Below are 19,186 nucleotides of genomic sequence, written 5' to 3'. Positions count from 1 at the left end.
GTTCTCCCCCGTTGCTGGTCGTGCGCGAGTGTTCGTCAGTCGCCGCCGGGCGGCTGGTGGGCTGCCGACTGCCGCTCCCAGAGCACCTGGACGGTGCGGCGGTCGAGGGCGGTGGCGAGTCCGGTGTCGAGGTTGCGGCCGCGGCCGTCGTCGCGGACGGCGGCCCCGGCGAGGAAGCCGTCGGCGAACCGCTGGGTGTGGAAGGTCCACCAGTGCTCGTCCACTGGGTCGCCCTCCGGGCGCAGCAGCCGGGCCCGGCCGCAGGAGTCCGGCAGGTCGAAGCCGAAGTGCGAGAACCGGAACGCCAGGCCCTGGCCGAGCGCCTTGGTGTAGGCCTCCTTGAGCGTCCAGCGGCGCAGCAGTTGGAGGTTGCGCTCCGACTCGGGGGCGGCGGCGAGGCGGCGCAGCTCGTCGGGGGTGCACATGACCGGCTCGATGCCGCTGCCGTGCACCCGGCGCCCCTCGTGCTCCAGGTCGACGCCGATCAGGCCGAGCGAGGTGATGCCCACCAGCGCGACGTCCTTGGTGTGGCTGAGGTTGAGGTCGATCTGGTCGCAGCCTCGCACGTAGAGCCGCCCGGTGAGGCCGTAGGCGAGCTCCAGTTCGTGCGGGTGGGCGCCCACCGCGGTGGCGGCGACGTGCTTGAGCAGCAGGCGGGTCGCGCGGAACCGGTCGGCGTTCGGGCGCCCGGCGAGCTCCCGGTAGCGGGCCCAGTCGCGGCCGAGCAGCCGCCGCAGTTCGTCCTCGCCGCCCGGCGGGGCGGGCCAGTCGGCCAGCCGGCTGTAGACCAGGGCGACGCCGTGCCGGTCGAGGTCGGCGCGGACGGGCTCCCAGGGGCCGTCGGCTCCGGTGACCAGCCGCGGTGGTAAGACCAGGTCGGCGCCGCCGCTCATCCGGCCAGCTCCAGTGCGTACAGGTCGTAGCCGACCGCGCCGCGGGCGCGCCGCAGCGCCTCGGCCGCGAGCTCGGCCGTGACGGCGTCCGGCACCCGGGGCCCGGCGTGGCCGAGCCGCCGCAGCAGCCGGTCCAGCGCGGCCACCAGCCAGCCGGGGCCGGCCAGGAAGGAGCCGGGGTCGGCGCACCGCCAGACGCCCAGGCAGGCGCAGGCGACCAGCAGCAGGGCGTAGCGGTCGGTGAGCGGGAACGCCGAGGTGTCGGTGACGAACCGCCCGTCGGGGCCGTCCAGCGCCGGGCAGCCCTCCCGGATCGCGGACAACTCGGCTTCCAGCAGCGCCAGTTGGTCGGAGAGCAGGCGCAGCAGCGGGGCGTCGGGGTCGCCCGGCGGAGCCGCCCGCCGCTCCTGGCGGCAGCGGGCGATCCAGCCGATCAGTCCGTCCCGGCCGCCGAACGCGGCGAGCCGCTCGGAGGCCAGCGGCGGCAGCGTGCCGTCGGTGCGGAACAGCTCGGCGGGGGCGGCGAGTTCGGCCGGCCAGTCGTGGGCGAGCAGGCTGGGCAGGAAGGGCGCGATGGTGGCCTGGCAGACCGCGCTGCTGACGTGGCCGAAGCTCACCATGGTCAGGTCCCGGACGTGCTTCTGGAAGATGGCGTGCTCGCCGCTGCGGGTGTGGAAGGCGTCGCCCATCAGCGCCGAGAGCCGGTAGAAGGTCTCCCCCACGATCTTGGGGACCAGGTACTTGGCGGCGGCGGCCAGCACGTTGCACTCCTCGGGGAGCACGTGCAGCGCGCGGGTCGCGGCGAGCGCGATGCTGTCGCAGGCCAGCAGGTCGACCAAGGCTCCGGCGATCGCCCCGCGGGCCGAACCGGACAGCTTGGCAGGGCTGTTGTGGACCGAACCGCCGACGGCGAACCGGATGGCGGTGCGCAGCCCGGTGTCCGCCATGCCGAGGATCATCGACGGCACGGCGGCGGAGTTCACCTGGAGGGCCCGCAGGCCGAGCGTGATGCCGTCGCCCCACTCCCCGACCAGCGCGCCGGCCGGCGCCGGGCAGTCCTGGAACCGCAGTCCGGAGACCTGGAGGCCCTGGGTGCCCTCGGTGCGGTAGCGCGGCAGCCGCTCGCAGGACGCGGCGGGCATCGCACCGGGCTCCAGCAGCAGCAGCGAGTAGCCGTCCTCCGGGTCCTGCGGGCCGACCGTGCGGGCGTAGCTGAGCATCAGCCCGGCGCGGTCGGCGTTGTTGACGGCGGCCTTGCGCCCGCCGAGCAGCAGGGTGCCGTCGGCGGCGCGCCGGACCCGGAACTCGTCGGCGACGAAGTCGTTGCCGTGCTTGAACTCCTGGTAGGCGACGGTGGCCTGGCCGCCGTCGAGCAGCATCCGGGCGGTGCGCCGCTGCTGCCCGGCGTCGCCCAGCAGCCACACCACCATCGCCCCCATCAGCGAGGTCAGCGCCTCGCCGACGGCGAGCGTGGCGTCGCGGCGGAACAGCGGGCGCAGCATCAGCCCGAGGGTGTCGATCTGCTCCAGGCTGCCGCCCAGCGGGGCCGGCACGTACTCCGCGTTCATGCCGAGACGGTGGTACAACTCGACGGCGGCCCGCGGAAGTTCGGCGCGCTCGTCGGCGTCGAGCAGGGCCGCGAAGCCGGTCGGGTTGGCTCTGTCCCACGGATCCCCGTACGCCGTCTCGACCGCCGCATGACGCGCTGCGGCGGTGGTGGTGTCCATGATGCGATCCGTCATTGCCGCTCCCAAGGACGCATGACCGGGCGGGCGTTCCATGCTTCCGCCGCCCGGTGGAGCGATGATGGAGCGCCACTAGACCGGAATCCCGTCACCGGCCGGAGGCCGCGCGGGGACGGCGGGAACGACAGCCGCGCCCGGCCTCGCCGACCGCGTCACCTCGGGAAATACCCTGCCGCCCGTCCACCTTGTTGTCGGATCGACCGATAGATCACTCGATCGCGTGATCAGCCTGGCATCCGACATTTCGCCGGGGCAGGATCTCGACCGGTGCGCAACGGCGGCCGTCCTTCCCCCCGCACGAACAGCGCGCACCAACAGCTCGCACGAGCAGCTCGCACAAACACCTCGCACCAGCAGAGAGTCCAGGGTCACCATGACAATGCCGCGGCAACGGCGGGTGCGACGTATCGGCCCGGTGGACCAGGTGTTCCTCGGCCTGTCCCCCGGCCTGATCGCCGGATTCGTCCTGGAGTTCACCGGACGCCTCCCCGAAGCGGCCGCTCTGCGCGAGCACCTTCGCGAGCGCGCGGCGGAACTCCCCGCTCTCGGCCTCACCTTCCCGGATTCCGCGAAATCGAGAAGGTGGAGCGCCACCGCGCAGGCCGCGTCGGTCGATTTCTCCCACCGGCCGGACCTCGCCGACGAGGACGCCGTGCGGGTCGCGGTCACCGAGCTCTTCGACCGCCCGTTCCCGGCCGAACCGGCCCCGCAGTGGGACCTGCTGTTCCTCTCCGGGTACGACGCGCAGCGGTTCACGGTGATCTACCGCGCGAATCACGCCCTCCAGGACGGGGTCGGCATGATCCAGAACCTCCAGGCCCTGCTGGGCGATCCGCGGGACGAACCCCTGGAGCTCCGTCCCCGCCGCCGACCGACCGCGCGGGCGGTGGTCAACATCGCCAGGGACGTCCGCGCCACCCGGGAGGGCCCGGCGGCGGACGCGGCCGGGGACTCCCCGGCGCCGCTGCGGTGGCACTTCAGGGACCTCGACCGGTCGCACCTCGCGGCGGCCGCGGAGCGCCGCGGCGTCACGGTGAACGACCTGTGCCTGGCCACCCTCGCCCGCGCCGTCCGGGCCGTCGGCATGCGCCACCCGACGCTGCTCGTCCCGATGTCGACCCGGCGCCCTTCCGAGCGGTACACGCCCGGGAATTTCACGGCCGGATATCTGCTCAGGATTCCGACCGGGAATCCGCTGTCGCCGGACGACGCGCTCCGGAGCGTCCGCAGACAGGCGGGCAATGCCCGCCGGACGAACGAACGGGACACCCGACGGGCCGTTCTCGCCGGCCTGCCGAATGCCCTCGCCAGGAGAGCGGCCCGGCCGGTCATCGTGAACGTCGGGCTGACCGCGAGTTCCGCGACCCTCCCGCACCTGGAAATCGGGGACGCCCGCCTGATCGGCGCCGCCATGGCGCACTCCGCCCCCTCCTCGCTCGCGCTCGACGCCTACGTGTCGTTCGCCACCACCGGGACGACCGTCCGGTGTTCGGTCTTCCACCGGAAGAACCTGCCGGGCGAACTCCTGGTCGAGACGGCCCGGAACCTTTTCGTCGACCTGCACCAGCACGAACCGAGCCGCGCCTTACGCCTCGGCATGTGACGGCGTCGAGCCGTGACAACGAAAGACAACGAAAGAAGTGGAGCACCCTTCATGCGACCCGTCGCCCTGGTCACCGGGATCTCAGGAGTCCTCGGCTCGGCCGTGGTTCCGGCCATGGCCAAGTCGTTCGACATCGTGGCCCTGACCGGACGCCGCCCGATCGATCTGCCGTACCGACAGGTCGGCATCGACCTGCGGGCTCCACAGCTGGGCCTGGACAGCCCAGATTTCAAGGAACTCGCCCAACAGGCCGACGTGATCGTCCACTTGGCCGGCAACGTCCGCTACACGGCCTCCGCCGACGACCTGCACGCGGTCAACGAGGGCGGCGCGGCGGAGATGGTCGCACTCGCCGAGACGGCCGGCTGCCCGCTGATCTACGCCTCGACGGCCTTCGCGGGGCGTCACGCGCAGGCCGCCAGGGAGGACTCGGTCGGCGCGGTGTGCTCGTCACGGCCGTCCGCCTACCACCGGTCGAAGGCCGCCGCCGACGAGCGGATCCGGTCCTGCACGCAGCCCTGGTCGATCGTCCGCCCGTCGATCATCATGGGCGACTCGCCGGACGGGGCGATGCCCGAGCTGCAGAACATGCACCGGATCATGATGTTCGTCGCCTCCGGGCTGCCGGCGGTCTTCGGCCGGCCCGAGCAGCGGGTGGACATGGTCCCCCGCGACCACGTCGCGGCGGCCGTCGCCGCGCTGGCCCGCCTGGCCGTGGAGGGCTCGCCGCTGCCCCGCGAGCACTGGGCCACCGCCGGCCCGTCCGCGCTGACCGTGGCCGAGTGGGTCGACGTCCTCGGCGCGTCGGCGACCGCCGCCGGGCTGCCGTTCCGACGTCCTGCGCTGCTGGACCCGTTCACCACCGAGCTGACGGCCTACCCGCAGTGGGAGACCGTGCGGCGGTCCGTGCGACGGGCGCTCGGCAACCTCTACGTGAGCGCGCTCGCGCTCGGCGACGGCGAGAGCTTCCCGGCCTCCGCGCTGCCCGAGAGCCACCGGGTGCCGGAGATCGACCGGGGCGCCGCCCGGTCCCTGTTCGCGAACGACATGGCGTGGCTGCTGCGCAAGCACGTCGTCCCCGGCCCCCGGAAGCACGAGCACGCCACCGGTCCGAGCCCGGTGGCGTAGGGAACGCCGGCGAGTTCGGCCGCCCGGGGGTTCCTGCTGGTGCGGCCGGGCGACCCGCTCGCCGTGTGGCGGCCCGCCGCGGCCGACCGGCCACTTGCCTGGTCGGGGGCCCGCCCGGGTTCCCCGGCTGCGAGGAGGCTCCACGATGCGCCTGCGGGCCCTGACGACGGCTGCCGCACTGTTCACGGCCCTCGCGGCGTGCGGCGCCCCGCCGTCGCCGCAGGCCCGCCCGCAGCCCGCCCGCAGCACGGCGGCCGCCTCCCCCGCCGGACCGCGGCCGTTCACGCTGCTCGCCTCGGGCGACGTCCTGCCGCACGCCGAGATCATCCGGCAGGCCGCGGACGACGCCGGCGGCCACGGCTACGACTTCGCCCCGATGCTCGCGGACGTCGAGCCGGTGGTGAGCGCCGCGGATCTGGCCGTCTGTCACCTGGAGACCGTGTCCGGGGCCGACGGCGGGCCGTTCACCGGCTGGCCGACCTTCAAGTCTCCCCCGCAGCTCGCCCGCGCCCTCAAGGACACCGGCTACACCTCGTGCGACACGGCGTCCAACCACACCCTCGACGACGGCCCCGACGGCATCCGCCGGACCCTCGACGCCATGGACGCGGCGGGCCTGGCGCACACCGGCTCGGCCCGCACCGCCGACGAGGCCGGCGCCCCGGCCCTGCTGCGGGTGCACGGCGCCACCGTCGCCCAACTCGCCTACACCTACGGCACCAACGGCATCCCGCTGCCGCCGGGACAGCCCTGGGCGGTCAACCTCATCGACCGGGACCGGATCCTCGCCGACGCGCGGGCCGCCCGCCGGGCCGGCGCGGACATCGTCGTGGTCAGCATGCACTGGGGCACCGAGTGGCAGGACGAGCCGAACGACCAACAGCTCACCCTCACCCGCGAGTTGACCGCCGAACAGCAGCCCGACGCACCCGACGTCGACCTGATCCTCGGCACCCACGCGCACATCCCCCAGGCGTACGAGAAGGTCAACGGCACCTGGACCGTCTACGGCATGGGCGACCAGATCGCCGGACGGATGTACGACTACACGGGCGCCGAGGACCCGCGCGGCAACTGGAGCTCGATCGCCAGGTTCACCTTCTCGCCGCCCGCCGGGCCCGGCCGCCGCTGGACGGTCACCAGGGCCGAGTTCCTCCCCCAGCTCATGGACGGCCCGCCCTACCGGGTCCTCGACCTCGCCGCGGCGGCCCGCCGCCACCCGGACCGCACCGACCTCGCCCGGGCCCTGGACCACATCCGCACCATCGTCCTGAGCCGCGGCGCCGCCGCCGACGGACTCACCATGGCGCCGTCCTGAGACCGCGCGGGCCCACCGGGGGCGGCGGCGAAACGGATTCGAATCAGGCTCGAAGGGGGTAGGACAGGCTGGGCCCGCTCCGAACGCCGGGCGAGTCGGCCCGGGCGGAGTGCCGCCGCCATGACCGAACCCATGACCGTCAGGAGCACACATCGTGACCGGTGCACCGGAGGAGAGCGCGACGTTCCCGTTCGCCCGGCCCTGTCCGTTCGCCGTCCCGGAGGAGTACGCGCGACTGCGCGCCGACGGGAGCGTCCCGCGGCTGCCGCTGGCGGCCGGCGGGGACGCCTGGGTGGTGACCCGGTACGAGGACGTGAAGAACGCGCTGAACGACGACCGGCTGAGCAACGACCGGACCCACCCGGGGTACCCGTCCCCGATCGCCATCCCCCCGGCGATGCGGACCAACGGCTCGCTGCTGGGCATGGACCCGCCCGAGCACACCGCGTACCGGCGGATGGTGAAGGCCGAGTTCACCCTGCAGCGGGTGCGCGCGATGCACCCGCGGGTGCAGCAGCTGGTGACCGAGCACCTGGACCGGTTCGTCGCCAAGGGCGCCCCCGGCGACCTGGCCGCCGACTTCGCGCAGCCGCTGACGCTCGCCGTCATCGGCGAACTGCTGGCGATACCGCCGCAGGACCTGGACGGCCTGCACGACGCCACCCGCGGCATGTTCGACGCGGCCCGCACCCCCGAGCAGCGGCACGCCGCGATCTCCTTCCTCGACCGCTACTTCGAGCAGTACGTCGCCGACCGCCTGGAGAAGCCCGGCGACGACATGATCGGGCGGATCATCCAGCGCAACCCGCAGCTGGGCCTGACCGAGACCGTCCACCTGACCCGGCTGCTGCTCAACGGCGGGCACGACAGCACGGCCTCGATGATCTCGCTGGGCGTCCTGACGCTGCTCCGGCACCCGGAGCACTTCCGGGCGCTGGCCACCGACGAGGCGTTCGCCGAGGACGTCGTCGAGGAGCTGCTGCGCTACCTGACCGTCACCGATCTGACCACCGCCCGGGTCGCCGCCGCCGACCTGGAGATCGGGGGCAGCGCGATCCCGGCCGGCGACGGCGTGTACCCGGCCACCGCCGCGGCCAACCGGGACCCGGAGGTGTTCGAGGACCCGGAGACGTTCGACCCGACCCGCGCCGGGCGCAACCGGCACCTCGCGTTCGGCTTCGGCCGGCACCTGTGCCTGGGCGCCGACCTGGCCCGGCTGGAACTGCGGCTGGTGTTCGCCGAACTCGCCCGCCGGCTCCCCGACCTGCGCATCGCCGTCCCGGAGGAGCAGGTCACGGTCCGCGACGGCGGTTTCGTCTACCGGCTGGCCGCCCTCCCCGTGACCTGGTGAGAACAGCGGCCCCTCCCGTCCCCGCGGTCGACGCCGTCGCCCGCCCGCTCCCCGAACAGAGGTGACCACCAGATGGCGCGCGCGCTGATCATCGGCGCCGGCATCGCCGGCCCCGTCGTGGCGATGGCCCTGCAGAAGGCCGGCTTCGAGAGCACCGTGTACGAGGCGTACGAACGCACCGCGGACGGCGTCGGGGCGTTCATGAACATCGCCCCCAACGGCCTGGACGCGGCGGACTGCCTCGGCCTGGCCGACCTGGTCCGCAAGGTCGGCTTCGACACCCCGGGCATGGCGTTCTACCGGCACGACGGCCGCCGGCTGTCCGGCGACATCCCCTTCGACCAGGTCCGGGGCACCGGCAACACCACCGTGGAACGCTCCGACCTGTACATCGCGCTGCGCACCGAGGCAGAGCGGCGCGGCATACCGATCGAGTACGGCAGGCGGATCGTCGACGCCCGCCGCGACGGCGGCACGGTGCGCGCCGAGTTCGCCGACGGCACCCGCGCCGAGGGCGACCTGCTGATCGGCGCGGACGGCCTGCACTCCCGGGTCCGGGAGATCATCGACCCGGCCGCGCCCCGGCCGCGCTACGTCGGGGTGCTGAACGCCTGGGGCTTCGTGCCCGACTACCCGTCCGGCGAGGCGCCCGGGATCATCCGGATGTTCTTCGGCAGGCACTGCTTCTTCATGTACACCCAGGCCCCGGGCGGCGAACTGCGCTGGTACGCCAACCCGCCGCAGGCGGTCCGGCCCGACCCGGCGGCGCTGCGCGGCGGCGAGGCCTGGCGGAGCGAACTGCTGGAGCTGGTGCGGGCCGACCGGATGCCGGTCGCCGACATCATCCGGGCCACCCCGGAACTGCCCGCCCCGTTCCTGAACTGCGACCTGCCCTCGCTGACCCGCTGGCACCGGGACGGCATGGTGGTGATCGGCGACGCGGCGCACGCGGCGTCCCCGACCTCGGGGTCCGGCGCGTCCATCACCATGGAGGACGCGGTGGTGCTCGCCAAGTGCCTGCGCGACCAACCCGGGACCGACCAGGCCTTCCGCGCCTTCGAACGGGCCCGGCGGGCCCGGGTGGAGGCGGTCGTCGCGCAGGGCAAGCGCAACATCGAGGGCAACCTGAGCGGCGGCGTGCGGGCCGCGCTGCGCAACTACTTCATCGCCCGGACCTTCCGGAAGCCGCAGGTGGACGGCAAGCGGACGCTGTGGATGCACGACCACCACATCGACTGGGACGGCCCGGTGACGGTCGGCGCGGCCGGCTGACCCGAGCACGGGTGGAGCGGCACGGGGACCTCGCCCGCGAGGTCCCCGTCGCTTCACCCGTTCGAGGCAATCTGCCCGGGGCCGGGCGAAGGCGGACAGCCGGGGTCACCCATTCCGGACATGCTGCCCAGGTGACCGCAATTCACCCCTACCGGATCGATGTCCCGCAGTCCGCGCTGGACGACCTCGACGACCGCCTCGCCCGGACCCGCTGGCCCGAGGCGCTGCCCGGCGTCGGCTGGTCGTACGGCGTCGACCGGGACTACCTGGCCGACCTGGCCGAGTACTGGCGCACCGGGTACGACTGGCGCCGGCACGAGGCCCGGCTCAACGCGGTGCCGCAGTTCACCACCACGATCGACGGCCAGAACGTCCACTTCCTGCACGCCCGTTCGGCCGAACCCGACGCGGTGCCGCTGCTGGTGACGCACGGCTGGCCGAGCACCGTGTACGACTTCCTGGACGTCCTCGGACCGCTGACCGACCCGGTCGCGCACGGCGGCGACCGGGCCGACGCCTTCCACGTGGTCGCCCCGTCCGTCCCGGGCTTCGCCTTCTCCGGCCCGACCCGGGAACCCGGGTGGGGCGTCAGGCGCACCGCCCGGGCCTGGGTCGAGCTGATGGAACGGCTCGGCTACCCGCGCTACGGCGCCCAGGGCGGCGACTTCGGCAGCCTGGTCGCCCCCGAGGTCGGCCGGCTCGCCCCCGACCGGCTGCTCGGCGTCCACGTCAACGCCCTGGTCGGGGCCGCCACCCTGACCGGACCCGACGACCGGGCGGCGCTGTCCGGCCCCGAGCTGGCGCAGGCCGAGCGCAACGGCCGCTGGTGGCAGGGGCGCTCCGGCTACGCCACCCAGATGAGCACCCGGCCGCAGACCCTGGCCTACGCGCTGAACGACTCACCGGTCGGCCAACTCGCCTGGAACCTCGAATGGTTCGTCGACTGGGACCCGACCGGCACCAAGCAGGGCCCGATCCGCCGGGACGACGTGCTGAGCGACGTGTCGATCTTCTGGCTGACCGGCACCGCCGGCTCCGCCGCCCGCCTCTACCGGGAGATGCTGCCCGACGCCTGGGGCCCCCGCCCCGCCCCCGGCCCGGTGCCCACCGGCGTCGCGGTCTTCCAGGGCGACCGGGTGCTGCGGCCCCTGGCCGAGCTCTCCCACACCATCACCCGGTGGACCAGGTACGAGACCGGCGGCCACTTCGCCTCCCTCCAGTCCCCCGACCAACTGGTCGGCGACATCCGGGAGTTCTTCCGCCCGTTGCGCCGCGCCTGAGGCCGGACGCAGCACGGCGGCCCGGCCGGTGCCTGCGCACCGCCGGGCCGCCGCGCTCCGCGGAGCCGGGGGATTACTCCGCGTCGCCGCCGACGCTGCTCGCGGCGGGCTTCTTGGGCTGCGACCAGTTCTTCGCCGCGGCCAGTGCCTCCGGCGAGACGCCGGGGACGGCCAGGCCGGCCAGCAGACCGGCCAGCGGGAAGACCGCCGCGATCAGGAAGGCACGGGCGTAGCCGTCCGCCGAGGCGCCCGGCACCAGGCTGTTCGCGTAGCCGGCCACCACCGCGGCCAGCACGCTCAGCCAGAGCGCGCCGCCGATCTGGCGGCTCGCGTTCAGCAGGCCGGAGACCAGACCGGCCTGGGTGTAGGGGACCTTGGCGGTGCCCGCCATGGTGACGGTGGAGGACACCATGCCCTGGCCGGCGCCGAACACCAGCGAGGGGCCGAGCAGGTCGCTGACGAAGCCGCCCCCGCCGACCGAGAAGGACAGCCACAGCAACGAGACCAGCGAGAGCGCGGTGCCCGCGACCAGGACCGGCTTGGGGCCGAGCTTGGTGATCAGCGACGGGGCGACGCCGCGCGCCGTGGTGACGATCGCCAGCGACAGCGGCAGGTAGGCCAGGCCGGTCTGCAGCGAGTCGTAGCCGTAGACGAACTGCATCAGCAGGGTGAACAGGAACAGCACGCCGACCAGCGCCGCGTTGGTGGTGAAGGAGACCACGTTGGCGGCGGACACCGAGCGGTTGCGGAAGATGCTGAGCGGCACCAGCGGCTGCTTGGCGAACTTGGCCTCGTTGAGCACGAAGAAGGCCAGCAGCGCGACCCCGACGACCAGCGAGACCAGGGTGGTCGCGGAGCCCCAGCCCTTGTCGTGCGCCTCGACGATGCCGTACACCCCGGCCATCAGGCCGGCCGTGACGGCGATCGCACCGGTGGTGTCGATCCGGCGGTCGGCCTGCTCGTTGCGGGACTCCGGGACGGCCACCAGCAGCAGCGCCATCAGCGCCACGCCGATCGGCACGTTCACCAGGAAGATCCAGCGCCAGGACAGCCACTGGGTGACCACGCCGCCGACCAGCGCGCCGATCGCGCCGCCGCCGGCCGCGACCGCGCTCCAGGTGCCGAACGCCTTGGCCTTGCCGCCCGGGTCGGTGAACGAGGTGAACAGCACGGTCAGGGTGGCGGGCGCGAGCACCGCGCCGCCCAGGCCCTGGAGGCCGCGCGAGATCAGCAGGGTGGTCTCGTCGACCGCCAGGCCGGCGACCAGGCTGGCCACGGTGAACAGCGCCAGGCCGATCGCGAACACCCGCCGGCGGCCGAACAGGTCGGCGAGCCGGCCGCCGAGCAGCAGGAAGCCCGCGAAGACGATCGTGTAGGCGTTGATCACCCACTGCAGGCTGTTCGACGCCAGGTGCAGGGAGTCCTGGATGGGCCGCAGCGCGACGTTCACGATCGACGCGTCCAGCACCACCATGAACTGCCCGACACAGCACGCCAGCAGGATCAGGCCCAACCGCGGTGCGGCGGTACTCGTCGTTTTCTCCATCGTCGCCATCTGCTCTCGATCCAGTTCCGGTGATTCGTCGCCCCGCCGCTGCTGCGGCCGGGCCCGCGGATCCCGCCCGACGGGTCCGCCACTGCGCTTCCGGGGGAGACCGTAGGAGAGATGTAGGACGCGGACGGTCCCCCATTGGCCGGATCCGGGTACCAATCGGCGAACCCCGCACCGCAGTTCGCCCGCGGCGGCTCCCGCCGCAATGTAGGACCGTTCCTGTCCTGAATCGACGTTAGGGTGGCGCAATGCGGGAGACCTCGTCACGACTGCTACGACTGCTGTCCCTGCTCCAGACCCGTCGGGAGTGGACCGGGGCGGAACTGGCGGAGCGGCTCGACGTCACCACCCGGACACTGCGCCGGGACGTCGACCGGCTGCGCGTCCTGGGCTACCCGGTCAACGCCCGGATCGGCGTCGGCGGCGGCTACCAGCTGGGCGCGGGCGCCGAGATGCCCCCGCTGCTGCTCGACGACGAGGAGGTGCTGGCCGTGGCGCTCGGACTGCAGTCCGGGGCGACCGGTCCGGTGATCGGGATCGCCGAGCCGGCCCTGCGGGCCCTCACCAAGCTCCGCCAGGTGATGCCGTCCCGGCTCCAACGCCGCCTGGACGCCCTGCAGGTCGACGTGCTGGACCGGCCGCAGGCCGCGGCCGTCGACGCGGCGGTGCTCTCCGAGCTCGCCACGGCCTGCCACCACCGCGAACGGGTCAGGTTCGACTACCGGTCCCGGGGCGGCGCCGAGAGCCGGCGCGAGGTCGACCCGTACCGCCTGGTGCGGGTCGACGCCCGCTGGTACCTGGTCGCCTGGGACCCGGACCGGGCGGACTGGCGCTCCTTCCGGATCGACCGGATGGAACTGAAGAGCCCCACCGGGCCCCGCTTCGACCCCCGCCCGCTGCCCGAGGGCGGGGCGCGGGCCTTCGTGTCCTCCGGGCTGCGCCAGGCGTTCACCCAGGCCAGCGCCAGGGTACGGCTGCACGCCCCGCTCGAACGGATGGCCGAGCGGATCCCGGCCGGCTGGGGCCGGCTGACCGCGGACGGGCCGGACGCCTGCGTCGCCCGGCTGTACGGCGAGTCCCCGGCCGCCATCGCCGAGTGGCTGGGGTCCTTCGGGGCCCCGTTCACCGTCCTCGAACCCCCCGAACTGCGGGACGCCTGCCGCGAGTTCGCCGAAAAGCACGCCCGGCTGGCGGCCTGCTACCAGCAGGCCTGAGCCGACCGACCACCACCCGAACGGGGAACCTGTATGGCCGTCATGTCCGACCGCGCGCTGGGCCGCGCCACCCTGCACCGCCAACACCTGCTCGAACCGGCCGGGCTGACGGCCCTGGAGATGATCGAGCACCTGGTGGGCATGCAGGCCCAGGCGCCCTGGCCGCCCTACGTCGGCCTGTGGACCAGGCTGCGCGCCTTCGACCACAAGGACCTGGCCCGGCTGCTGGAGGACCGCTCGGTGGTCCGGCTGCTGATGTTCCGCGGCACCGTGCACCTGGTCAGCAGCGCGGACTGCCTGGCCCTGCGGCCGCTGGTGCAGCGGGTGATCGACCGGATGTACGTCACCGCCAAGCTGACCGCCGCGGTCGGCGACCCGGACGCGGTCGCCGACCGCGGCCGCCGGCTGCTCGCCGAGAAGGCGCTGACGCCCAAGGAGATCGGCGACGCGCTGGCCGAGCACCTGCCCGGAGTGCTCCCCCGGCAGCTCGGCGACGTCGTCCGGGCCCGGCTGCCGCTGGTCCAGGTGCCGCCGCGCGCGGTGTGGGGCGTGGGCGGCGCGACCCGCTACGCCACCGCGGAGTCCTGGCTCGGCGCGCCGCTGCAGGCCGCCGAACTGCCCGCCGTGATCCGCCGCTACCTGGCCGCGTTCGGGCCCGCCACCGTCGCCGACGTGCAGGCCTGGAGCGGACTGACCAGGCTGCGCGAGATCACCGACGCGATGCCGGGCCTGCTGCGGCTGCGCGACGAGCACGGCGGCGAGCTGCTCGACCTGCCGGACGCGCCCCGGCCGGACCCGGACGTGCCGGCCCCGGTCCGGTTCCTGCCGGACTTCGACAACGTGGTGCTCTCGCACGCCCGGCGGGCCCGCATCATCCGCGACGAGCACCGCCCGCACCTGTTCCTGCGCAACGGCATCGTGCCCGGCTCGTTCCTCGTCGACGGCCTGGTCGAGGGCACCTGGCGCGCCGACGACGGCACCGTCACGGTCCGGCCGTTCAACCCGCCGAGCGACCGGGTGCGCGAGCAACTGGCGGAGGCCGGCGAGCAGTTGGCCCGCTTCCTGGCCCCGCCGGGGGCGGCCGTGGCGGTCCGGTTCGCCGACCACGGCCAGGGCGTGAGCTAGATGCGCCGACGATGCGTGAGGTCGGCCGACCGGATCAGGCCGGCCGGTCCTGGCGCACCGTGCGGGCCCGGATCAGCCAGGAGTCGCCCGCGCGGACCAGCTCGTCCTCGCACGTGGTGCTGGAGCGCACGGCGGCGCCCTCGGCCTCGGTGATCTGGAACACCAGCGCGTAGCTGCGCACCCGGACCGTGGTGTCGTCGGCCGGGGTGATGTCGACCATGCCGAGCCAGTGCCGGCGGGCGATGCCCTGGCCGCGGAGCTGCTCCACGGTCCGGGTGGCGCCGGCCGTGATCTGGCCGCGGCCGCGGGCCGGCTCCGGGTGCGAGTCGACCGCGAAGGTGCCGTCCTCGGTGAAGAACGACGCCCACTCGGGGATCCGTCCGGCGTCCAGCAGCTGCATGTGGTGCGCGTAGAACTGCTCGACCGACGCCCGCAGTTCGGCGTCGACCTCGATGGTGCTCGAATCGGTGGTCATGCGGTTGCTCCTCCTGTCGGTGCCGGGCCCGCCCGGCCTGGGTGCCGAGGCTGCCTCACGCGCTTCGAGACTCGATCGAAGGCGCGATCGGCTGCGGCGGTTCGATCTCGTGGTCGTGCAGCACCGCCTGCTGGATCCGCCGCAACTCGTGCGACGGGGCCAGCCCCAGCTCCTCGGACAGCACCCGGCGGGTGCGGGCGTACGCCTGCAGCGCGTCGTGCCGGCGGCCGATCCGGGCCAGCGTGAACACCAGCAGGCTGTGGTACCACTCGTTGTACGGGTGCTCGACGATCAGGGCGCGCAGTTCGGCGACCATCTGGTGGTGCCGGCCGAGCCGCAGGTCGGCCTCGATCCGCAGGTTCAGCGTCTGCATGCGCTGCTCCTCCAGGGCGGCCACGTAGCCCTCCAGGACCGGCCCAGCGTCCACGTTGGCGAGCGGCGGGCCGGACCACAGGTCCAGCGCCCGGCGGAGTTTCGGCCCGGCCTGGTCGGGGCGGCCCGCCTCCAGCAGGGTGTGCGCCTCGGCGGTGAGGCGCTGGAACTGGAAGAGGTCGACCTGCTGGGGGTCGACGGACAGCAGGTAGCCCGGGGCTCTGGTGACCAGCACCTGCTTGGCGTCGCCGCCGGTCTCCTCGTCGATGAGGCGGCGTAACTGGTAGATGTACGTCTGGGCGGTGGTCGCGCCGCTGCGCGGCGGCTGGTCGTTCCAGAGCTCCTTGATGATCGTCTCCAGCGGCACCACGTGATTGGCACGCAGGAGCAGCAGGGCGAGCGTGGCAAGGGTCCTGGGTGCCGTGGGGGCGCAGGAGCGGTGGTCGTTCATGACTTCCAAGGGCCCGAGAATGCGGAAACTCAGCACAGGAACCTCATTACTTCCCGACGGTGGGGCGCGGCGGTACCGAATATAGAAAGGCGCCGTTTCGGACCGATTGCCGGACACCGAACGGCCTTCCGAATGGACCGCCGGATACCCGTCCGGACCCGACCGGGCCCGGACGGGCATCTTTCGGACCTCCCCGGCGGACCGATCGATCCGCGAAACGAGGTTTGAGAGGCGGACGGACGGTGCAGCGGGCCCCGGCGGGCGGGCCGGTCAGCCCGGCCCGGGGTTCGGAGCCGTCCGGGACCCCGGTGCTCCGTCCGCGTTCACGTCCTCTTCACCGCCCGCGCCCCGGCCCGTCCGCCCCGCCGCCCGCGGCCGCCGCCCGCAGCCGCGTTCGCGCCCTCGCCGCCGTGCCCTCGCCCGCCGCCGACCTCGCGCTCGTTCTCGCCCTCGTCCTCGTTCTCGCGCTCGTTCTCGTTCTCGTTCTCGTTCTGGCCCGAGTCGAGCATCAGCCAGGCGGCCAGCTCCAGCCCCCGGCCGTGGACGAGCAGGGCGGCGACCGCCTCGGTGATCTGCTCCCGGGCGCCCCGGACGCTGTCGGGGGGCAGGCCGCCGGCCGGTCCCGCGCCCGTGGTCACGGGCCGTCCCCGAACCAGCGGTCCTCCGTCAACTGCCGCCACAGCAGCCGTTCCTGGCGGTCGGGCGGCCGGTCGGCGCAGAGCCGTTCGGGGTGCCCGGGGGGCGGCCCGCCGCCGTCGGGGCCGGGGTCGAGCGGCGGCGGCGGGACGTGCAGCGCGCCGTAGACGACCAGGGCCCGCCAGCCGGGTCGCATCAGGTACCTGACGACCAGTCCGAGGAGGTACCGCATGTCCGGCTAGCCGGCCCGGAAGCGGTCGATGGCCCCGGCGTGCCGCTCCCGCAGCCCCGGATCGGTGACGCCGAGGCCCTCCCGGGGCGCCAGCGCCAGCACGCCGACCTTGCCGCGGTGCACGTTGCGGTGCACGTCGTGGACGGCCTGCGCGGCCTCGGCCAGCGGGTAGGCGCGGCTCAGCGTCGGGTGCACCACCCCGCGCCGGACCAGCTCGTTGGCCTCCCAGGCCTCCCGGTAGTTCGCGAAGTGCGAGCCGACCACCCGCTTCAGGTGCATCCACAGGTACCGGTTGTCGTACTCGTGGAGGTAGCCGGAGGTGGCCGCGCAGGTCACCACGGTGCCGCCGCGCCGGGCCACGTAGACGCTCGCCCCGAAGGTCTCCCGGCCCGGGTGCTCGAACACGATGTCGGGGTCGCGGCCGCCCGTCAGTTCGCGGATCCGCGCGCCCAGGCGCTTCCACTCGCGCGGGTCCTGGGTCCGCTCGTCCTTCCAGAACCGGTAGCCCTCCGCGGCCCGGTCGATCACCAGCTCGGCGCCCATGGCCCGGCACGCCTCCGCCTTCCCCGGGTCGGACACCACGCACACCGGGGTCGCCCCGGACGCCAGCGCGAGCTGCGTCGCGTACGAGCCGAGGCCGCCGCCCGCGCCCCACACCAGGACCACGTCGCCGAGCTTCATGCCCGCGCCGTTGCGGGACACCAGCTGCCGGTAGGCGGTGCTGTGCACCAGCCCGGGCGCGGCGGCCTCCTCCCAGGTCAGGTGGGCGGCCTTCGGCATCAGCTGGTTGGCCTTCACCAGGGCCAGTTCGGCCAGGCCGCCGAAGTTGGTCTCGTACCCCCAGATCCGCTGCGCCGGGTCGAGCATGGTGTCGTCGTGGCCGTCGGGGTGCTCCAGCTCCACCGACAGGCAGTGCGCGACCACCTCGTCGCCCGGGTGCCAGGCGTGCACCCCGGGCCCGGTGCGCAGCACCACCCCGGCCAGGTCCGAGCCGAGCACGTGGTACGGCAGGTCGTGCCGACGGGCGAGCGGGGAGGTGCGGCCGTAGCGCTCCAGGAAGCCGAAGGTGGGGACCGGCTCGAAGATCGAGCTCCACACGGTGTTGTAGTTGACGGAGCTGGCCATCACCGCCACCAGGGCCTCGCCGGGGCCGAGTTCGGGCACCGGCACGTCCTCGACGTGCAGGCTCTTGCGCGGGTCCTTGTCGCGGCCGGCCAGCCCTTCGAACATGGCGGCCTGGTCGCGGTGCACGGTCACCGCCCGGTAGTGCTCCGGCAGCGGCAGCGCGGCCAGCGCCGCCCGGTCGCGCTCGCCGGACAGCAGGGCGTCACGGATCCGGTCCATGGTCAGACTCCTCGCGGGGACGGGCGGTGCGGGAACGGGGCGCCGGCCGGGTCGCCGACGATCTGGAGCACGGCGACGGACCAGGCGAACGAGGCGCCCGCGCTGATCAGCACGCAGGTCTGTCCGACGGCCAGCGCGCCGGTGGACGCCAGCCGGTCCAGGCCGGCGATCTGGTCGCCCGCGCCGAGGTGGCCGACCCCGCTGCCCCACGGCCAGGTGGTGCGCTCCGGGTCGATCCCCAGCGGCTCGAAGAACTGGAAGTCCATCTTGGGGCGGCCCAGGTTCGGCAGCACGAACCGGTCGATGTCGGCGGCCGCCAGCCCGGCCTCCTTCAGCGCCCGCTCATAGGCCTCCCGCTGCCCGGCCTGCAGCCGCTCCAGCACCGCACCGGCGCCGAACTCCCGCAGCAGGTGGGCCCGGTGGGCCTCGATGCTGATCGGCGCGCGGGCCGTCAGCGGGGCGTCGCCGAACGGGTCGTCGCCGCGGCCCATGCTCTCCAGCTCCGGCGCCGACACCGTCACCAGGCTCAGCAGCCGGGCGAAGCCGCCCCGCGCGGACAGCACCAGCGCCGTCCCGCCGTCGCCGCACACCGTTCCCGGGTCGGTCCGCCACCGGTCGAAGCCCGGCAGGCAGAACCGGTCGCCGGTGGTGATCAGCACGGAATCCCGCTCCGGGTCGGCGAGCAGGTACGCCGCGCCCAGCTCCAGCGCCGCCATCCCGCCGTTCGAGAGCTGCCGCACCTCGACCGCCAGGCAGGCGTTGCCGACCGCGCCGCGCTGCACGTACGAGGCGGGCGCCCACAGGTCGTGGCCCTGGTGGTAGGTGTCCGCGTGCAGCACCAGCTCGATCCGGTCGGGTCCGGCCCCGGCCGCCGCCAGCGCCCGCCGGGCCGCCCGCACCGCCAGTTCCGGCCCCGGCTCCTCGGACACGCACACCGAGCGGATCCGGGTGCGCCGCACCGTCCAGTCGTCGCACAGCCCGGCGTCCCGCGCCGCCTCCGCGGCCATCGGCACCGGCAGTTCCACCCCGGTCCCCGACACGTACAGCCCGTCGACCCTCACTGCGGCCCTCCTCCCAGGCAATGGCGGGCCCGCCCGGCCGCCGTACTGCGGCCGACGGCGCCTCCCGCCGGTCGGGGCCGAGTGTGCAGGCCGCCCGTCCAAGGGAGTTCGAGGATCGCCCGAGGTCAGCGCCT

17 protein-coding genes are annotated in these 19,186 nt (G+C 74.0%); 8 read left to right on the top strand and 9 right to left on the bottom strand.

What is annotated here, in order from left to right; translation table 11 throughout:
- Positions 1 to 35: 35 nt before the first annotated feature.
- Together CG736_RS11755 and CG736_RS11750 are read right to left on the bottom strand one after the other, a co-directional pair.
- Positions 36 to 893: a 4'-phosphopantetheinyl transferase superfamily protein gene (locus CG736_RS11755; protein WP_100586131.1), complete on the bottom strand. Its 858-nt coding sequence runs from the start codon at positions 891 to 893 to the stop codon at positions 36 to 38.
- Positions 890 to 2,635 carry an acyl-CoA dehydrogenase gene (locus CG736_RS11750; protein WP_157815527.1) on the bottom strand — a complete coding sequence of 582 codons (1,746 nt, stop codon included), beginning with the start codon at positions 2,633 to 2,635 and terminating at the stop codon, positions 890 to 892. Before CG736_RS11750 ends, CG736_RS11755 begins: the two co-directional genes overlap by 4 nt.
- Positions 2,636 to 3,053: 418 nt before the next feature.
- On the opposite strand from CG736_RS11750, the gene CG736_RS11745 reads away from it, so the two are divergent.
- The 6 genes from CG736_RS11745 (at position 3,054) to CG736_RS11720 (ending at position 10,590) form a co-directional block, all read left to right on the top strand.
- Positions 3,054 to 4,241: a wax ester/triacylglycerol synthase domain-containing protein gene (locus tag CG736_RS11745; protein WP_100586129.1), complete on the top strand. Its 1,188-nt coding sequence runs from the start codon at positions 3,054 to 3,056 to the stop codon at positions 4,239 to 4,241.
- Between the two features lie 51 nt (positions 4,242 to 4,292).
- Complete coding sequence (locus tag CG736_RS11740) at positions 4,293 to 5,369, top strand: SDR family oxidoreductase (RefSeq protein ID WP_100586128.1); 1,077 nt, start codon at positions 4,293 to 4,295, stop codon at positions 5,367 to 5,369.
- Positions 5,370 to 5,514: 145 nt separating this feature from the next.
- Positions 5,515 to 6,687: a CapA family protein gene (locus CG736_RS11735; protein WP_100586127.1), complete on the top strand. Its 1,173-nt coding sequence runs from the start codon at positions 5,515 to 5,517 to the stop codon at positions 6,685 to 6,687.
- Positions 6,688 to 6,841: 154 nt separating this feature from the next.
- Positions 6,842 to 8,038, top strand: a complete 1,197-nt coding sequence (locus tag CG736_RS11730; RefSeq protein WP_100586126.1) for a cytochrome P450 — start codon at positions 6,842 to 6,844, stop codon at positions 8,036 to 8,038.
- Positions 8,039 to 8,110: 72 nt separating this feature from the next.
- Positions 8,111 to 9,310 carry an NAD(P)/FAD-dependent oxidoreductase gene (locus CG736_RS11725; protein ID WP_100586125.1) on the top strand — a complete coding sequence of 400 codons (1,200 nt, stop codon included), beginning with the start codon at positions 8,111 to 8,113 and terminating at the stop codon, positions 9,308 to 9,310.
- A 131-nt stretch (positions 9,311 to 9,441) separates the two neighbouring features.
- Positions 9,442 to 10,590, top strand: a complete 1,149-nt coding sequence (locus CG736_RS11720; protein WP_198520454.1) for an epoxide hydrolase family protein — start codon at positions 9,442 to 9,444, stop codon at positions 10,588 to 10,590.
- A gap of 73 nt (positions 10,591 to 10,663) precedes the next feature.
- Here the strand turns inward: CG736_RS11720 and CG736_RS11715 are convergent, their stop codons facing one another.
- Positions 10,664 to 12,136, bottom strand: coding sequence for an MFS transporter (locus tag CG736_RS11715; protein WP_198520453.1), 1,473 nt, complete (start codon positions 12,134 to 12,136; stop codon positions 10,664 to 10,666).
- Positions 12,137 to 12,390: 254 nt separating this feature from the next.
- On the opposite strand from CG736_RS11715, the gene CG736_RS11710 reads away from it, so the two are divergent.
- Together CG736_RS11710 and CG736_RS11705 are read left to right on the top strand one after the other, a co-directional pair.
- Positions 12,391 to 13,356, top strand: coding sequence for a YafY family protein (locus CG736_RS11710; RefSeq protein WP_100586123.1), 966 nt, complete (start codon positions 12,391 to 12,393; stop codon positions 13,354 to 13,356).
- 33 nt (positions 13,357 to 13,389) lie between these two features.
- Positions 13,390 to 14,481 (top strand): winged helix DNA-binding domain-containing protein, encoded by a 1,092-nt coding sequence (locus tag CG736_RS11705; RefSeq protein WP_100586122.1) that lies wholly within the window; start codon positions 13,390 to 13,392, stop codon positions 14,479 to 14,481.
- Between the two features lie 34 nt (positions 14,482 to 14,515).
- Here the strand turns inward: CG736_RS11705 and CG736_RS11700 are convergent, their stop codons facing one another.
- From CG736_RS11700 to CG736_RS11675, 6 genes are all read right to left on the bottom strand, one after another.
- Complete coding sequence (locus CG736_RS11700) at positions 14,516 to 14,956, bottom strand: nuclear transport factor 2 family protein (protein ID WP_100586121.1); 441 nt, start codon at positions 14,954 to 14,956, stop codon at positions 14,516 to 14,518.
- 55 nt (positions 14,957 to 15,011) lie between these two features.
- Positions 15,012 to 15,779, bottom strand: a complete 768-nt coding sequence (locus CG736_RS11695) for an AfsR/SARP family transcriptional regulator (RefSeq protein ID WP_232733966.1) — start codon at positions 15,777 to 15,779, stop codon at positions 15,012 to 15,014.
- Between the two features lie 323 nt (positions 15,780 to 16,102).
- Positions 16,103 to 16,417 carry a hypothetical protein gene (locus CG736_RS11690; protein ID WP_100586119.1) on the bottom strand — a complete coding sequence of 105 codons (315 nt, stop codon included), beginning with the start codon at positions 16,415 to 16,417 and terminating at the stop codon, positions 16,103 to 16,105.
- Positions 16,414 to 16,647, bottom strand: coding sequence for a DUF6059 family protein (locus tag CG736_RS11685; RefSeq protein WP_100586118.1), 234 nt, complete (start codon positions 16,645 to 16,647; stop codon positions 16,414 to 16,416). The genes CG736_RS11690 and CG736_RS11685 overlap by 4 nt, the downstream gene beginning before the upstream one ends.
- A gap of 6 nt (positions 16,648 to 16,653) precedes the next feature.
- Positions 16,654 to 17,991 (bottom strand): crotonyl-CoA carboxylase/reductase, encoded by a 1,338-nt coding sequence (ccrA, locus tag CG736_RS11680; protein WP_043910465.1) that lies wholly within the window; start codon positions 17,989 to 17,991, stop codon positions 16,654 to 16,656.
- 2 nt (positions 17,992 to 17,993) lie between these two features.
- Positions 17,994 to 19,052: a ketoacyl-ACP synthase III family protein gene (locus CG736_RS11675; protein WP_232733940.1), complete on the bottom strand. Its 1,059-nt coding sequence runs from the start codon at positions 19,050 to 19,052 to the stop codon at positions 17,994 to 17,996.
- Positions 19,053 to 19,186: the final 134 nt, after the last annotated feature.

Origin of the sequence: Kitasatospora sp. CB02891, assembly GCF_002803145.1 — a bacterium.
GTDB classification, from domain to species: Bacteria; Actinomycetota; Actinomycetes; order Streptomycetales; family Streptomycetaceae; genus Kitasatospora; species Kitasatospora griseola.
The sequence above is the reverse complement of the archived record's forward strand: the minus strand, read 5'-3'. Positions and strand labels throughout refer to the sequence as shown.

Bases quoted from the DNA above. Each gene is read 5' to 3' on its own strand.
- CG736_RS11705 (WP_100586122.1), top strand. From the start codon at position 13,390: ATGGCCGTCATGTCCGACCGCGCGCTGGGCCGCGCCACCCTGCACCGC.
- ccrA (WP_043910465.1), bottom strand. From the start codon at position 17,991: ATGGACCGGATCCGTGACGCCCTGCTGTCCGGCGAGCGCGACCGGGCG.
- CG736_RS11695 (WP_232733966.1), bottom strand. From the start codon at position 15,779: ATGAACGACCACCGCTCCTGCGCCCCCACGGCACCCAGGACCCTTGCC.
- CG736_RS11715 (WP_198520453.1), bottom strand. From the start codon at position 12,136: ATGGAGAAAACGACGAGTACCGCCGCACCGCGGTTGGGCCTGATCCTG.
- CG736_RS11725 (WP_100586125.1), top strand. From the start codon at position 8,111: ATGGCGCGCGCGCTGATCATCGGCGCCGGCATCGCCGGCCCCGTCGTG.
- CG736_RS11755 (WP_100586131.1), bottom strand. From the start codon at position 893: ATGAGCGGCGGCGCCGACCTGGTCTTACCACCGCGGCTGGTCACCGGA.
- CG736_RS11700 (WP_100586121.1), bottom strand. From the start codon at position 14,956: ATGACCACCGATTCGAGCACCATCGAGGTCGACGCCGAACTGCGGGCG.
- CG736_RS11710 (WP_100586123.1), top strand. From the start codon at position 12,391: ATGCGGGAGACCTCGTCACGACTGCTACGACTGCTGTCCCTGCTCCAG.
- CG736_RS11735 (WP_100586127.1), top strand. From the start codon at position 5,515: ATGCGCCTGCGGGCCCTGACGACGGCTGCCGCACTGTTCACGGCCCTC.
- CG736_RS11750 (WP_157815527.1), bottom strand. From the start codon at position 2,635: ATGACGGATCGCATCATGGACACCACCACCGCCGCAGCGCGTCATGCG.
- CG736_RS11685 (WP_100586118.1), bottom strand. From the start codon at position 16,647: ATGCGGTACCTCCTCGGACTGGTCGTCAGGTACCTGATGCGACCCGGC.
- CG736_RS11740 (WP_100586128.1), top strand. From the start codon at position 4,293: ATGCGACCCGTCGCCCTGGTCACCGGGATCTCAGGAGTCCTCGGCTCG.